Here is a 15434-nt window from a genome sequence, read left to right as displayed (position 1 = left end):
TTGGTTTTTATTTGATGTTGAAAATCTGCTCTAAAATCTTAATTGTGATCAAATAAGTTGGTTTTACCCCCGTTGTTCCCAATCCGCCCGAAGCTAATGTACTTCCTGTTTCTAATGGGTTATCTGAAGCATAATATGCGTAACGAACTTTTATATCGTGTGGCACGCTTTTTCTAATTTTTGATGCTGACTGAATTGCTTTTTGATAATAAGAACCTTCCATTTCAAGACCAATTACGCCCCAAGTCGATTCGTGGAAAAATTTCAATAAATCTCTGTTTTGTAATGAAGTTCCTAAAACGGTAACCATTGCACCTTCATAAACGTCGATGTCGTTTCCTTCGAACATTGCGCCTGTTAATTCATTTTCGAAGAAATAGTTATCCGCCGTTCCTTCATTTATATGTGCCGAAGGAATCATGATATCGCCTTTTCCTCCTTCCAGAATTCCGGCCTTACCCATAATAGAAACTGATTTTACGTTTAGCAACGTTTCTTTTTTAAATGGTTTTAAAAGCTCATCGATTGTTTCATAGGCCTGTTCTCCAAAAGCATAATCCATTACAATAATTACCGGTTTCTCTTCGTCGATATTGGCGTATGAAAATGACGTTTTTGACCAGTCAATTTTGGCAGTATCAAAAATTTGAACGTCGATATTTGTTCCTGAAGTATCTGGTAAAGAAATCATCCCGTTTTTCAACGCTAGTTCTTCAACCTGGGTTCTTATTTCTTTTGAACCCGAACTGCTTAATTCTTCATAAATAAAGAAATCTGTTTTGCCTTTGTATTTTGATGTTAATAAAGGTGTTGCAAAAATCGAGTTCATCACGCTGTGCATATTGGCACTTATTACGTGAATTGGACGTTTTAAAAGATCGTTTGCTTTTAGAACTTCCTTGATGTTTGTTGCCCAGATTTCTCCGTGAATATGATGTCCAAGACGTTCACGTAAAACCGGACTAAAAGTTATCGTTCGTTTATTGTTTTCTACAATTTCCTCGATCGCTAATTTTCCTAACCAATAGATAACATGCAGGAAACGATCTGGAGCATTTTCTGAACCAAATGCATCGTAGATATCCAAAACTTCTTCAAAAGTTCTAGCCAAAATATTAGCAACATGCGAAATAGCTTTTTCTTTTTCAATCTGCGAAAGCTTTTTTGTCTGCGTAACGGCTTGCTCTAATTTTAGCCAGTCGCGCGACACTTCTCCGCCGTCGTCAATTAAAACTCTATTTTTAATTTTATGAGATTCGATGAAAATAAAAGTCAAATGCGTCAGGATATCATAAATATCTGAACGTCCGCGCGTGATTTCAACATTCATTTGTTCTTCGTCGATTCTGTAGCAATTTCTTCTTCTTTTTGGAGGAACAATTGGCTGAAAATGTGATTTAGAATATCCTTCGTCTGAAGTTAAGTTAATGAATCGGCATTGTTCAATTCCTATCGGAAGACGCTCTATAACGTATAAAAGCCCGTTTAATTCTACTTTTTCTTCGGCAATATTTCCGTAGATTTCCGGACGTAATGCTAATAATGATTCGCGTAAGCTGTCACCAGAAACTCCCATTGGTTTGTAAAAACCACGGTTGAATAAATGGCGCATTGTAATGTACATTTTTTCTATCGCTGCAGATGATTCCTGAGCTCTTGATCTTGATATATGTTTGGTTTCTTTCATTTTATTTTATTTTAAAATCTTCGAAATAGTGAAGATCATTCTAACTTTTGACAAGCGAAAGTAGGAATTATATATGTAATTTCAGTAAAATGGTATTTAACAAATTGTTAGAAGAGATTAATAAAATCGATGATTCTATTTCAAATTATCCGCAATCTTTCTGTCATTCGACAATCTCGGAATTTTATTTTGTCCGCCTAATTTGCCCTGCGATTTCATGTATTCCTGAAATCCGTTTTTTGAAACTTTACTGATAACGACTTTTCTTAAAACGTTTCCGGTAATTAAATCGTCATAATAAATATTTTGTTTTCGCATCGAATCATCAATTGCTTCCGCAAAAATTTCTATATTTTCCGGCTCTTTTTCAAACTCTATTAACCATTCATGATATGGCAATCCGTTTGCTGGCGTGATTTGCGGCGCAACGGTAAATTCGTTTATGACAATGTTAGTTCCGGCTGTTGCTTCTTTCATTGCATTCTCTACTTCGTTTGCAATTACGTGTTCTCCAAAAGCAGAAATGTAATGTTTAATACGTCCTGAAACTATGACACGATACGGAGCCAAAGAGGTGAACTGAATGGTATCGCCAATATTATAACCCCAAAGTCCGGCATTCGTAGAAACTATTAAAGCATAATTTACGCCTAGTTCTACTTCGCCAATTGTATAACGTTTTGGGTTTTCGGTAAAGAATTCATCGGCTTTAATGAATTCGTAGAAAATACCCGAATTCAACAATAAAAGCATTCCTTTTTCTTTTTGAGAATCCTGATAGGCAAAAAATCCTTCAGAAGCAGGAAACAGCTCAATGCTGTCTACTTTTTTACCAATCATTTGCTCAAACTTGGCACGATAAGGTTCGTAATTAACACCTCCGTAAATAAACAAATTAAAGTTCTTAAAGATTTCGCTTATCTTTTTTCCGCCGCTTCTTTCCTGTAAACGCTCAAAATACATTTGTACCCAAGACGGAATTCCGGAAATCACAGACATATTTTCATTAATCGTTTCGCCTACAATTGTATTTACTTTCGTTTCCCAATCCTCAATGCAATTGGTTTCCCACGATGGCATTCGGTTTTTTTGTAAATATTTCGGAACAAAATGCGCTACAATACCAGAAAGTCTTCCAAATTTAATTCCGTGTTTTTCGGTCAAAATTGGGCTTCCTTGTAAAAATATCATTTTGCCATCAACAAAATCAGCGTTTCCGGTTTCGTTAATATAATGTAGAATTGCATTACGCGCAGCATTGACATGCGTAGGCATTGATTCTTTTGTAAGCGGAATATATTTGGCGCCAGAAGTTGTTCCTGATGTTTTGGCAAAATAAAGAGGTTTTCCTTTCCACAGAATGTTTTCTTCTCCAGCCTTAACCTTTTCGATATAATTTTTTAAATCTTCGTAATCGCGAATAGGAACGTTTTTTTGAAAATCTTCAAATGTTTTTATTGAGGCAAAATTATGATCTTTTCCAAATTCTGTTTCTTTCGCATTTTCGATCAGGCTTTTAAAAACTTCTATTTGAGTTTCAATTGGTTTATTGGCCCAGGAAAGAGTTTGGTTGTATATTTTGCGGGCAAATATTTTTGCTGCTATCGATTTAATTGACATTTTTTGTGGTATTATTTTTTGTCACTTTTGTTTTTCTTGCCTTTTTTCTGGCTTGTCTCCTGCTCTAATTTCGCCACTTCTTCCCTTAGTTTAATTTCTTCTTCTGAGGCTTTCATATTTAAATCTGAAGGTTCATCGGCTTCACCTATAATAGAGTCTTTATTAAATTTTGCGTATTCCAGCTGACCACTCAAAACTTTTTGAACTCCTTTTATATAAGCTTCATTTTTTTTAAGCGCTGTTTCTAATGAATCCGATTTTATGGCCAATTCCGTAGCATTTCTTTTTAATTGAGAAGAAGAATAACCCGGAATAAATTCTCTTAAAGGAGTAAATGCGATAATGAAAGTAGTAACCAGAATAAGAAATATTCCGCCTAAAGTAAACATTACAAACACATTCATTAATGTAAGTCTGAAAGAAAAAATTTCTTCAAAAGTATCTTCATTCAAAATTACCAATCGGTTTTTGATGAATAATTTTTTCCTTAAGTTCCTTTTTTTCTTAGCCATTTTGGTTATTTATATGAGCAAATATAGTAATTAATCGCATTGTTAATGCTTGCAAAAAATGAGCATTTGCAGTAATATAATGATTTTATAAAATATTTAACGCACTAAAAAAGAAATTTTTTAATCCAAAAACCATTCTTGTTCGTATATTCTATATACCTTTGCGGTGAAAATAAAAAATCAATTTGCTTCGGCATTAAATATAATAGTCATGGGAAGATTAGGTCTTACAGAAATCCTTGTTATCGTAGGTATTGTGATATTACTTTTTGGAGGTAAAAAAATTCCAGAATTAATGAAAGGTTTAGGAAGTGGAATTAAGGAATTTAAAAACGCTGCTAAAGACGATCAACCTGCTCCTGCAAAAAAACAAGAGGAAGAAACAAAATAATAACCTTCAACTTATTAAAAATCCCAGATTACAAATTGTAGTCTGGGATTTTTTGTTTTATATCCTTTTGGGATTTGGAATTTCTTTTTTGAAAATTTTAAAGCACCATCGTCAACTGAATTCTCTTTCTATCCTCATCAACCTCAGTAACCTTCACATCAACATGCTGATGTAATTTTACTACTTCGTTTACGTCGCTTACAAAACCGGCTTTTAATTGCGAAATGTGAACCAATCCACTTTCTTTGATTCCGATATCAACAAAACAGCCAAAGTTGGTAATGTTATTAACAATCCCCGGAAGAATCATTCCGGTTCTCAAATCTTTGATCGATTTTACATTTGCATCAAATTCAAAAACCTTCGCCGACTTTCTTGGGTCTAATCCAGGCTTTTCAAGCTCTTTTATGATGTCTTTTAGTGTAAGTAAACCAATTTCAGGTGTTACATATTTTTCAGGCTTAATAAGCGCTGTTTTCTCTTTATTTGCAATTAAATCATTTAACGAAAGATTCAAATCCTTTGCCATCTTTTCAACAACCGGATAAGCCTCCGGATGCACCGCCGAATTATCCAGCGGATTTTTAGCATTTGTAATTCTAATAAACGCTGCTCCCTGCTGATAGGCTTTATCGCCTAAACGCGGTACTTTTTTCAACTGTTTTCTGTCTTCAAAAGGTCCGTTTTCAGAACGGTATTGCACAATATTTTCAGCAAGCTTCTCTCCTATTCCACTCACATAACTTAGTAAATGTTTACTTGCCGTGTTAATATTAATTCCAACCGAGTTTACGCAGCGAATTACTGTACTGTCTAATTCTTCTTTTAATTTAGTTTGGTCAACATCATGTTGATATTGTCCAACTCCAATTGCTTTTGGATCGATTTTTACCAATTCGGCCAATGGATCTGAAAGACGTCGCCCAATAGAAACCGAACCACGAACCGTTACATCATAATTTGGAAATTCTTCTCTCGCAATTTTTGATGCTGAATAAACCGACGCTCCAGCTTCTGAAACAATAAAAACCTGCATTGGTTTGTCAAACGCGATTTTTTTTATGAAAAATTCCGTTTCTCTTGAAGCAGTTCCGTTACCGATAGAAATCGCGTCAATTTGATACGCATTGACCATCGAACGGATTTTTTTTATCGCCATCGATTCCTCGTTTTGAGGTGCGTGCGGATAAATCGTTTCGTTGTATAATAAATCGCCTTTTTCGTCCAGACACACTACTTTACATCCGCTTCTAAATCCTGGATCGATTGCCAAAATTCGTTTTTCTCCTAAAGGCGGAGCCAATAATAATTGTCCTAAATTGTTAGCAAAAACCTGAATTGAATTGGCATCTGCTTTTGCCTTTGCTTCCTGCAAGGTTTCATTTCCAATTGCCGGATTCAATAAACGTTTGTAACTATCCTCAATTGCTAATTGTAAATGAGCCGTTGTATTATTTTGTTTTTTAATAATGATTTCGTCAATTACATCGTAAGCATCATCGATATCAACATCAATTTTCATTTTGATATAACCTTCATTTTCAGCACGAAGCATTGCTAATAATCGGTGCGCTGGCGCTTTTGTTAAAGATTCTTCCCAATCAAAATATTGACTGAATTTTTGAGCGCCTTCTTCCTCTGCTTTCTTTTTTACGACTTTAGTTCCAATAGTTGCTTTTCTCTGGAACAATCTACGAAGCTGTTTACGAACGTAAATATTTTCGTTAATCCATTCCGCTACAATATCTCTTGCGCCCTGAATGGCCGCTTCTTCGTTAATAACATTTTCATTAATATATTGTGTAGAAAGGAAATCAATATCAACATCACTTTCAGATATAATCAATTTTGCCAAAGGTTCTAAACCAAATTCGCGGGCAACATCTGCTTTTGTTTTTTTCTTCTTTTTGTAAGGAAGGTAAAAATCTTCTATTTCCTGTAAATCAAAACTTTCTTCAATTTTTTTCTTCAAATCTGGCGTAAGCGCTTTTTGTTCTTCAATTGATTTTAGAACAGCTTCTTTACGTTTTACCAGTGTATCATAATCTTTTTGCAATTTTGCAATCAGCTCGATTACAGTTTCATCAAGATTTCCGGTCGAGTCTTTTCGGTAACGCGAAATAAACGGAATCGTACAATCTTCCTCTAGTAATTTTACAGTGTTTTGAATACTAACTGCAGGCGCCTGAACAGACTTGGCAATGAATTGAATATTAGTCATACTTTAATGAAATAAATTCTTAATTATAAATTGATATAATTTACTTGTTAAAATTAATTCAGAAATTAATCAATGATTCGGCTAAAATAATATCTTTGTTTTGAATATTATGCCAATGGAAATTTTTTTACTCTATTTTTTATTTATAAATATCATCCTTTTTATTCTTGCCGGTTATGATAAATATCTGGCCCGAAAAAATAAACGAAGAATCCCCGAAAATACTTTGTTTTTTCTTGAAGCGATTGGAGGAACACCAGGTTTATTAACAGCGATGTTTTTCTACAAACATAAAACGAGTAAAACTTCATTTATTGTCAAATTCTCGTTGATTTTTTTAATTCAGGCTGTTTTGGTTTACTTCTACTTCACTAACAAAAGATAGATATTAACATTGTTAATAACCTAAATTTTTGATGATTACCTTTAACTTAATCAACTGTATTCTAAATAATTAAATAAAAAACCGGATGGATTTTAAAAATCCGCCCGGTGTGTTTCTATTTATTTGGTGCGAAGCACCCGATTTTTTTTTTGACTCTTATTAACAAGCGATCTTATTAACTCGATTTTGGTGTCTACCGCCTTCAAATGCAGTCGTTAAAAAAGTCTCAACGATTTCAACCGCTTGCGGGATAGAAGTAAAACGCGCCGGAATACTCACAATATTTGCATCATTATGTAAACGGGTCAAATAAGCAATTTCTTTAGTCCAGCATAATCCGGCTCTCACTTTTGGGTGTTTATTAACCGTCATTGCAATTCCGTTTCCGCTTCCGCAGATAACGATTCCAAAATCAGCTTTTCCTTCAGATACATCATTTGCAACCGGATGTCCAAAATCAGGATAATCAACAGAAGCATCAGTATCTGTTCCATAATTTGTTACTTCATATCCTTTTGCTTCAAGCATTGCCACAATTGCTTTTTTATATTCTGGTCCTGCGTGGTCGTTTCCTATCGAAATTTTCATTTTTCTATACTATTAAGTTGTGTAGTACAAATTTACTCAATTAATAAATGTTTGCCACGAATTTCACTAATTTTCACTAATTTTTTGCTTACTAACATTTTACTGTGTTTTAAAAAATCAAAATTGAATTTGTTTACAAAAATTTAATACTTTAAAACTAAACTTTGTGTTCTTTTGCAGCAACAATTTAGTCAAAGATTATGCAAATTTCAATTTATCAACTTTGAGTAAAAACTTTATGTGCTTTACGTTAAATCCACTAAATACTGGATTATTTATAACTCACATCATATCAAAAACTTAACACTTATCAACAATTTCAACAACTCCATAACTACCTCATAATCAATTAAGAATAAACAAAAAATTTGTTAAAATTTTAGAATGTTAATACCAAATCGTAATTCGTTGATATTCAATTAACTTTAAGTTAACATTATTTGTTAATAAGTTGAGATAGAAAATTAGAAGTTTTTTTTGGTTGTGTCAAAAAAAAACCTAATCCAAAACTGGAATTAAAAATCCTAATAAAGTTTGAGGAATTTTTGGAAAAGTTATCAATATCAAAAATGCCATTTTCAACAAATATCAACATATGAACTTATCTACAAAATGAATCCATTTTTGGTTGTCAACCGTTGTTAATTAAAATACAAAAAGTCTTATAAATTAATCTTTTAGCTCAATATAACTATGTTGATAACTCCCAATAACTAAGAGAAACTTCATTTCAATACTTTTAAAAATAAATTTATTCGACATATTAACAAGCTATAATAACCATCAAAAATTAATTAAATTTAAAATTTCTTTTTTGTTGTATTTAATATATGTTGAAAACTAAAAAAGTTGAAAAGGAAAAAAAAATTTTTTGAGTTTGAAAAAAGAAAGAATTTAAACGATTTTAAGAGGATTGTTCAGATTGTCCAGAATTTGCTGCACTTCTTCGAAATCGTTTGGATGAACTTTGAGTTTGATTCCGCCGAGCGCATTTGAGTAAAGCGGCATAACAGAAAGCGTCACTTCGTTTTCGAAAAAATATGGAATTTCTTCTTGTTCAAGTAAGTGTTTGAGAACCACTGTTTCGTGCAGATAATTGAATACGGCGATCGTCTTAAAGCTTTCCATATTAGGTCTTTTTGTAAATGTACGAAAAGTTATATTTTTAATAATTCTATTTGTTAAAAAGAATTATCTGATTTCTTATTTGTAATTTTAAACCTTATAAGAAAAGATATATGAGTAAGAAAATTAGAAAGCCGATAAAAAAAGAGAAAGATTTCTCTGGGAAGATCCTTAAGATTTTATCGCAAAATGCCAATAAGCCATTTAATTATAAACAGATAGGAGCAAAGTTAGAACTTGACGATACAAATAGCAGAAACCAGATTATAAAAGATTTAAAAATTCTGGCTGCTCAAAAGAAAATTGTAGAAACAGAACCTGGAAAATATTTAGTCAAAGCAATTAGTCAGGATTATTACGAAGGAACGATAGATATGACGAGCAGAAAAACGGCATATTTTATTTGTGACGAATTTGAAGAAGATGTTTTTATTCCGACTAATAATTTGAATCGTGCTTTAGATAAAGACAAAGTAAAAGTTTACGTTTATAACCGTAGAAAAGGTAAAAGACCTGAAGGTGAAGTAATTGAAGTTATAGAAAGAGATAAAACAGAGTTTGTTGGAGTAATTGATATTCAGGCAAATTTTGCTTTTGTTTCAACTGCAAATCCTAAAATGTATACCGATATTTTTATTCCAAAGGATAAAATAGGTGAAGCAGAAAATGGAGATGTTGTTCTTGTAAAAATTGATGACTGGCCAAAAAGAGCCGATAGTCCGTTTGGATCTGTAATTAGAGTTTTAGGAAAACCCGGAGAACACAATACAGAGATTCATGCTATTTTAGCCGAATATGGATTGCCATCTGATTTCCCGGTAGAAGTAGAAGTTTTTGCACAAAAATTAGATACTTCGATTCAGGAATCTGAAATTGCAAAACGTCGTGATATGCGTGATACGCTTACGTTTACGATAGATCCAAAAGATGCAAAAGATTTTGATGATGCATTATCTTTCAAAAAGTTAGAGAACGGAAATTTCGAAATCGGAATTCATATTGCCGATGTTTCTTATTATTTAGAAGAAGGAACAATTCTGGATGATGAAGCTTATCAACGTGCAACTTCAGTTTATTTAGTAGATAGAGTAGTGCCAATGCTTCCTGAAGTATTGTCTAATTTTGCCTGTTCACTTCGCCCGAATGAAGAGAAATATACATTCTCTGCCGTATTTGAAGTTTCTCCAACTTCGCAGGTTATTAACCAATGGTTTGGAAGAACAGTAATTTATTCAGATCAGCGTTTTGCTTATGAAGAAGCACAATATATCATTGAAACAAAAGACAATACAATTCCGGTTGATATTTCAATTACCGGAGAATCTTATGTGGTTTCAGATGAAATTGTAGAAGCAACTTTAAAACTAGATGAATTAGCGAAGATTTTAAGAAAGAAAAGAATGCAGAATGGTGCTATTTCTTTTGATAAAGTTGAAGTAAAATTTAATTTGAATGAAGAAGGAGAACCAGAAGGGGTTTACTTTAAAATCTCAAAAGATGCTAATCATTTAATTGAAGAATTCATGCTTCTTGCCAATAGAAAAGTGGCGGAATACATTGGTAAACAAAAGAAAACCTTTGTTTACAGGATTCACGACGAACCAAACGAAGATAAATTGATTGCGATGCAAACCGTAATTGCTAAATTTGGTTATAAAATTGATTTTAGAAATAAAGGCGATATTGCAAAATCATTGAACTCTTTGATGGAAGAAGTAAATGGTAAAAAAGAGCAAAACTTAATTGATACTCTTGCGATTAGAAGTATGAGTAAAGCCAAATATTCGACAGATAATATTGGTCATTATGGTTTAGCTTTTGATTATTACAGCCATTTTACATCGCCAATTCGTCGCTATCCAGACGTTATGGTACACCGTTTGTTACAGTATTATCTGGATGGAGGAGCTTCTGTAGACGAAGAAACATATGAAACAAAAAGTTTACATTGTTCTAATATGGAAAGTTTAGCGACTAATGCTGAACGAGATAGTATTAAATACATGCAGGTTAAATACATGCAGGATCATCAGGATGAAGAATTTCTTGGTGTTATTTCTGGTGTTACAGAATGGGGAATTTATGTTGAAATCGTTTCTAATAAATGCGAAGGAATGGTAAGAATCAGAGAAATAAAAGATGATTATTATACTTTCGATGAAAAACAATATGCATTGGTTGGAGCAACCTCAAACAGCATTTTGCAATTAGGGGACGAAATTTATGTGAAAGTAAAAAATGCCGATTTAGTGAAGAAACAACTGGATTTTCATTTTTTAAGAAGAGCAGAATAAAAGTTTAATTATAAAAATAAAAGTATGAAAAAGTTATTTATTGGAGCAGCAATTTTATTTGTACAAATGTCTTTTAGTCAGGTTACTAAAGAGTTAGGTGATTTTGATACCGTAAAAGTTTACGATAAATTAAGTGTAAAATTAGTTCCATCATCTGAAAATAAAGTTGTTGTAAAAGGAGCAAGAGAAGCAGAGCTGGAAGCTGTTAACAAAAATGGTGTATTAAAATTAAGAATGCCTTTTCCTAAATTGCTGTCAGGAAATGATCTTGAAGTTACTTTGTATTATAAACATATTGAACTGATTGATGTTAATGAAGGTGCAGAAGTAATCAGTAAAGATGCTATAAAAGCAACTTCATTTAAAGTAAGTGCGCAGGAAGGTGGAAAAATTAATGTAGATTTGAATGTTGATAAACTAAAAGTAAGTTCAGTTTCCGGTGGAGAAATTACTGCAACTGGTAAAGCAGACAACCTTGATGCAAGTTTAGGAGCCGGCGGATATTTCTTAGGAAGTAAATTAGCCACATCTCAGACTAAAGTAAGCGTTTCTGCGGGCGGAAAAGCCGATGTTAATGCATCAACCCTTGTTGACGCAAGGGTAAGCGCAGGAGGCTCTATTTACATTTATGGTAAACCAAAGCAAATAAATCAAAAAACAGTATTTGGAGGTAAAATCGAAGAAGTAAAATAACAACTAGTAATTTGATGATAAATGATATTCTGGCTGGACTGCCATGGGGACTTTTTCTAAGCTTTATGGTAGGTCCGGTATTTTTTATACTATTAGAAACCAGTATTACAAAAGGATTCAGAGCCGCATTGGTATTTGATCTAGGTGTAGTTCTAGGTGATATTTTTTTTATAGCAATTGCCTATTTAGGAAGTTATAGATTAATTCAGAGTTTAAAAGATAAACCTGCCCTTTTCATTTTTGGCGGAATAATTATGCTGGCTTACGGTATAATTTCCTTTGTAAGATTAAGAAATGAAGAAAAAATTGATGATGAAGAAATTGACCGTGATATTATAAAAAGAAATTACGGAAGTTTATTTATAAAAGGCTTTTTACTTAACGTTATCAACATTGGAGTTTTAGGTTTTTGGTTAGCTGTAATTATTTCAGTTGGACCAAAATTAGAAATGCAAAACTCAAGAATGATTACTTTTTTTACTTCAGTAATCATAACATATTTGTTAGTTGACTGTCTTAAAATATTATTAGCCAAACAATTAAAATCTAAAATGACACCAACTAATATCTTAAAAATCAAAAAAGGAATAAGTATAGTTTTAATGGTTTTTGGAGTAGTGTTAATAACTCAAGGCTGGTTTCCAAAAGAAAAAGAAATGGTTAAAAACGCTTTCGAAAAAATAGAAAATAAGTAGTTGTTAATAACTCAAAAATATAAAATTAAACCTCTGAATTTCAGAGGTTTTTTTGTTTTTATAGTCATTCCGAGGAACGAAGCAATCTCACGAAGTATACACAAAGTTTGTCATTTTGACCGAAGGGAGAAATCGCACTAGCATATCGATAAAGATTGGCGATCATAGTTACGGAATTACTTGTGCGATTTCTCCCTTCGGTCAAAATGACAAGATTGTGGAAAGTTTAGACATAAAAAACTTTCAAATTGCTTTGAAGGTTTTAAATCATCGTCTGGATTCGAACCAATATATTTATCTAATTTTTTCTAAAAATTAAACATAAAAAAAACCTTCAAATTGCTTTGAAGGTTTTAGAGGCATCGTCCGGATTCGAACCGGAGTAGGAGCTTTTGCAGAGCCCAGCCTAGCCGCTCGGCCACGACGCCATTGCTTGAACGGATGGCAAAAGTAACTAAAATCTTTAAAATTCAAAAGTTTCATATGAACTATTTTGAAAAAATACGATTTTAAATAAAATAATTACTTTCTAATTTCCGTCATTTTTATGGTAACTGATTCAACATCACCGCCAATAGGAGGATTTATTTTAGAAACCCAAACTGTTGTTTTTTCTACAGTTTCTATCTCTGCAAGTACACGATTATTGATTCTTTTGGCTACATGTTCTAATAAATGCGAACGAATTGCCATTTCTTCAGTAACAATTTTATTCAAATGAACATAATCAACAGTATCTAAAAGATGATCTGTATCGGCTGATTTCTCTAAATTAGTTTTCACTTTTAGATCGACTGTGTAATCAGATCCGATTTTTCCTTCTTCAATTAAACATCCGTGGTAAGAAAAAGTACGAATGTTTTTTAGTTTAATAACTCCCATTTTAATTTAGTTTCAAGTTCTAAGTTTCAGGTTTACTGAGAAGTTTCTAAAGAAAACTGTAAACTGTAAACCGAAAACTGTAAACTTTTTTATCTTTGCTAAAATTACTATAAAATAATGGCATCAGAAGAGAAATCACTCAATTTTATTGAACAAATCATAGAGGAAGATTTAAAATCAGGTCTTTCACAAACTAAACTTCATTTTCGTTTTCCACCAGAACCAAATGGTTATTTACACATTGGACATGCAAGTTCTATTGCATTAAATTTTGGTTTAGGTATTGATTATCAATCACCTGTAAACTTACGTTTTGATGATACAAACCCAGAAAAAGAAGAGCAGGAATTTGTTGATGCTATTAAAAAAGATGTAGAATGGCTGGGTTATACCTGGGCAGAAGAACGTTATGCTTCTGATTATTTTCAGCAATTGTATGATTGGGCAGTTTTATTAATTAAGAAAGATAAAGCTTATGTTGATAGCCAATCTTCTGAAGATATGGCTATTCAAAAAGGAACTCCATCAACAACTGGAACAGATTCTCCATTTAGAAATCGTTCTGTTGAAGAAAATTTAGATTTATTCGAAAGAATGAAAAACGGTGAATTTGAGGCTGGTACACATATTCTTCGTGCTAAAATTGACATGAAATCAACAAACATGTTAATGCGTGATCCTATCATGTACAGAATTTTACACAAATATCACCATAGAACGGGAGACAGCTGGAAAATTTATCCAATGTACGATTGGGCACACGGACAAAGTGATTATTTAGAAGAAATCTCACACTCATTTTGTACACTTGAATTCTTGCCTCACCGTGAATTATACGATTGGTTTTTAGATCAAATTTTAGATGAAAATAAACTGCGTCCAAAGCAAAGAGAATTTGCAAGACGTAACTTATCACATACCGTTGTTAGTAAAAGAAAATTACAGCAACTAGTTAAAGAAAAGCATGTTAACGGTTGGGATGATCCTAGAATGTCAACAATTTCCGGGTTAAGAAGAAGAGGATATACAGCTGCATCTTTGCGTAATTTTGCTAATACAATTGGTATTGCAAAGCGTGATAATTTAATAAATGTATCGGTTTTAGAATTTTGTATTCGTGAAGATTTGAACAAAATTGCACCTCGTGTAATGGCTGTTTTGGATCCGGTAAAATTGGTAATTACAAATTATCCAGAGGGAAAAGAAGAGTGGCTTGAAGCCGAAAATAATCAGGAAGATGAAAATGCAGGTTTCAGAAAAGTGCCTTTTTCTCGTGAATTATACATAGAAAGAGAAGATTTTTTAGAAGAAGCTCCAGCTAAATTTTTCCGTTTGACTTTAGGAAAAGAAGTTCGTCTTAAAAATGCATATATTATTAAAGGTGAATCTGTTATAAAAGATGCTGAAGGAAATATTACAGAAATTCATGTAACATATGACACCGATTCTTTAAGCGGAAGCGGCACTGAAGCAAGCCAAAGAAAAGTATCTGGAACTTTACATTGGGTTTCAATTCAGCATGCTCTTGAAGCAGAAGTTCGTTTGTACGATCGTTTGTTTACAGATGAAGCTCCGGACAGTTATAAAGACAAAAATTTCTTAGATTTTGTGAATCCAAATTCATTAGAAATTGTAACCGGATTTGTTGAACCAAGTTTAGCAACAGTTCAAAATGAAGATAAATTTCAGTTTCAACGTTTAGGTTATTTTACTGTTGATAAAGACTCAACTACTTCAAAATTAGTATTTAACAAAACTGTTGGATTGAAAGATGCCTGGGAAGAAAAAGGTAAAAAAGAAGAGAACAGCATCAACAATTCTTTAAAAGAAATCAACAAATATTTTAAAGTTGAAACTAAACCAGAACGTATTGCAATTGAAAGTGCAATAGGGGAGAACATCAAAAATGTTTCTAGTTTTTCACTTTTACAAAATTCATTAAAAAAGAATATCAACAATAATAAAGCTTCGCTGTTGTTTTCTCAATTTATTTTGAAATATTCAACTTGGAAATCTACAGATTTTGAAGAAGAAGATGTTAAGAAATTATATTCAATGTCTTTAAAAAGTGAGTCAACTTATGTTCGATCAAAAGCACTTTTAAATTTAAGAGATATTGAAAGTGAAAGTTTCAAAAATCAATTTGATGATGAAATTTTAAAATTATATTCAAATCCTCCAAAAAATGCATCGGAGCGAGAAATTGAAATTTTATCTGAAATGGTAAAAAAATAAAAATAATTAGAATCTATTGAAAGCGCTTTTTATAAGCGCTTTTTTTATTATTTATATTTTTTATTAGAATTAAAATTTTTATAAATATTTTAAATTAAAAGTGGCT

General features: G+C 32.4%; 13 protein-coding genes and 1 tRNA gene. 6 read left to right on the top strand and 8 right to left on the bottom strand.

The window, feature by feature from the left end; all coding sequences use genetic code 11:
- Nucleotides 1-7: 7 nt before the first annotated feature.
- From FLAPXU55_RS06255 to FLAPXU55_RS06245, 3 genes are all read right to left on the bottom strand, one after another.
- A complete protein-coding gene (locus FLAPXU55_RS06255; protein ID WP_053473017.1) occupies nucleotides 8-1687 on the bottom strand; it encodes a DUF6909 family protein in 1680 nt (559 codons plus the stop codon).
- Between the two features lie 135 nt (nucleotides 1688-1822).
- On the bottom strand, nucleotides 1823-3307 hold the full coding sequence (locus FLAPXU55_RS06250; protein ID WP_180857002.1) for a GH3 auxin-responsive promoter family protein: 1485 nt from the start codon (nucleotides 3305-3307) through the stop codon (nucleotides 1823-1825).
- Between the two features lie 11 nt (nucleotides 3308-3318).
- Entirely contained in the window at nucleotides 3319-3819 is a 501-nt protein-coding gene (locus tag FLAPXU55_RS06245; protein ID WP_180857001.1) for a peptidase, read from the bottom strand.
- Nucleotides 3820-4030: 211 nt separating this feature from the next.
- Here FLAPXU55_RS06245 and FLAPXU55_RS06240 point away from each other — a divergent pair, with 211 nt between their 5' ends.
- A complete protein-coding gene (locus tag FLAPXU55_RS06240; protein WP_042564899.1) occupies nucleotides 4031-4210 on the top strand; it encodes a Sec-independent protein translocase subunit TatA/TatB in 180 nt (59 codons plus the stop codon).
- Nucleotides 4211-4307: 97 nt separating this feature from the next.
- Here FLAPXU55_RS06240 and FLAPXU55_RS06235 read toward each other — a convergent pair whose 3' ends face one another.
- Nucleotides 4308-6431: a Tex family protein gene (locus FLAPXU55_RS06235; protein WP_180857000.1), complete on the bottom strand. Its 2124-nt coding sequence runs from the start codon at nucleotides 6429-6431 to the stop codon at nucleotides 4308-4310.
- A gap of 115 nt (nucleotides 6432-6546) precedes the next feature.
- On the opposite strand from FLAPXU55_RS06235, the gene FLAPXU55_RS06230 reads away from it, so the two are divergent.
- A complete protein-coding gene (locus tag FLAPXU55_RS06230) occupies nucleotides 6547-6816 on the top strand; it encodes a DUF1294 domain-containing protein (RefSeq protein ID WP_180856999.1) in 270 nt (89 codons plus the stop codon).
- Between the two features lie 159 nt (nucleotides 6817-6975).
- On the opposite strand, the gene rpiB is transcribed toward FLAPXU55_RS06230, so the two are convergent.
- Nucleotides 6976-7404 carry a ribose 5-phosphate isomerase B gene (gene rpiB / locus FLAPXU55_RS06225; RefSeq protein ID WP_073484123.1) on the bottom strand — a complete coding sequence of 143 codons (429 nt, stop codon included), beginning with the start codon at nucleotides 7402-7404 and terminating at the stop codon, nucleotides 6976-6978.
- A gap of 894 nt (nucleotides 7405-8298) precedes the next feature.
- Nucleotides 8299-8532, bottom strand: a complete 234-nt coding sequence (locus tag FLAPXU55_RS06220) for a putative signal transducing protein (protein ID WP_053473022.1) — start codon at nucleotides 8530-8532, stop codon at nucleotides 8299-8301.
- Between the two features lie 110 nt (nucleotides 8533-8642).
- On the opposite strand from FLAPXU55_RS06220, the gene rnr reads away from it, so the two are divergent.
- Genes rnr through FLAPXU55_RS06205 form a run of 3 tightly spaced genes read left to right on the top strand, consistent with a single transcriptional unit; the run spans nucleotide 8643 to nucleotide 12211 of the window.
- Nucleotides 8643-10823 (top strand): ribonuclease R, encoded by a 2181-nt coding sequence (gene rnr, locus FLAPXU55_RS06215; RefSeq protein WP_053473023.1) that lies wholly within the window; start codon nucleotides 8643-8645, stop codon nucleotides 10821-10823.
- 24 nt (nucleotides 10824-10847) lie between these two features.
- Nucleotides 10848-11516, top strand: coding sequence for a head GIN domain-containing protein (locus FLAPXU55_RS06210; protein ID WP_180856998.1), 669 nt, complete (start codon nucleotides 10848-10850; stop codon nucleotides 11514-11516).
- Nucleotides 11517-11530: 14 nt separating this feature from the next.
- Nucleotides 11531-12211, top strand: coding sequence for a LysE family translocator (locus FLAPXU55_RS06205; RefSeq protein ID WP_053473025.1), 681 nt, complete (start codon nucleotides 11531-11533; stop codon nucleotides 12209-12211).
- A gap of 357 nt (nucleotides 12212-12568) precedes the next feature.
- Here the strand turns inward: FLAPXU55_RS06205 and FLAPXU55_RS06200 are convergent.
- Together FLAPXU55_RS06200 and folB are read right to left on the bottom strand one after the other, a co-directional pair.
- Nucleotides 12569-12639, bottom strand: a tRNA-Cys gene (locus FLAPXU55_RS06200).
- Between the two features lie 94 nt (nucleotides 12640-12733).
- The gene (gene folB, locus FLAPXU55_RS06195) at nucleotides 12734-13093 is read right to left on the bottom strand and encodes a dihydroneopterin aldolase (protein ID WP_180856997.1); all 360 of its coding nucleotides are present in this window, start codon (nucleotides 13091-13093) and stop codon (nucleotides 12734-12736) included.
- 117 nt (nucleotides 13094-13210) lie between these two features.
- Here folB and FLAPXU55_RS06190 point away from each other — a divergent pair, with 117 nt between their 5' ends.
- The gene (locus FLAPXU55_RS06190) at nucleotides 13211-15328 is read left to right on the top strand and encodes a glutamine--tRNA ligase/YqeY domain fusion protein (RefSeq protein ID WP_180856996.1); all 2118 of its coding nucleotides are present in this window, start codon (nucleotides 13211-13213) and stop codon (nucleotides 15326-15328) included.
- Nucleotides 15329-15434 lie beyond the last annotated feature (106 nt).

Origin of the sequence: Flavobacterium panici (assembly GCF_903819335.1) — a bacterium.
Classification (GTDB): Bacteria; Bacteroidota; Bacteroidia; order Flavobacteriales; family Flavobacteriaceae; genus Flavobacterium; species Flavobacterium panici.
Note: the sequence above shows the minus strand (reverse complement) of the source record. Positions and strands in the feature narration are given on the sequence as shown.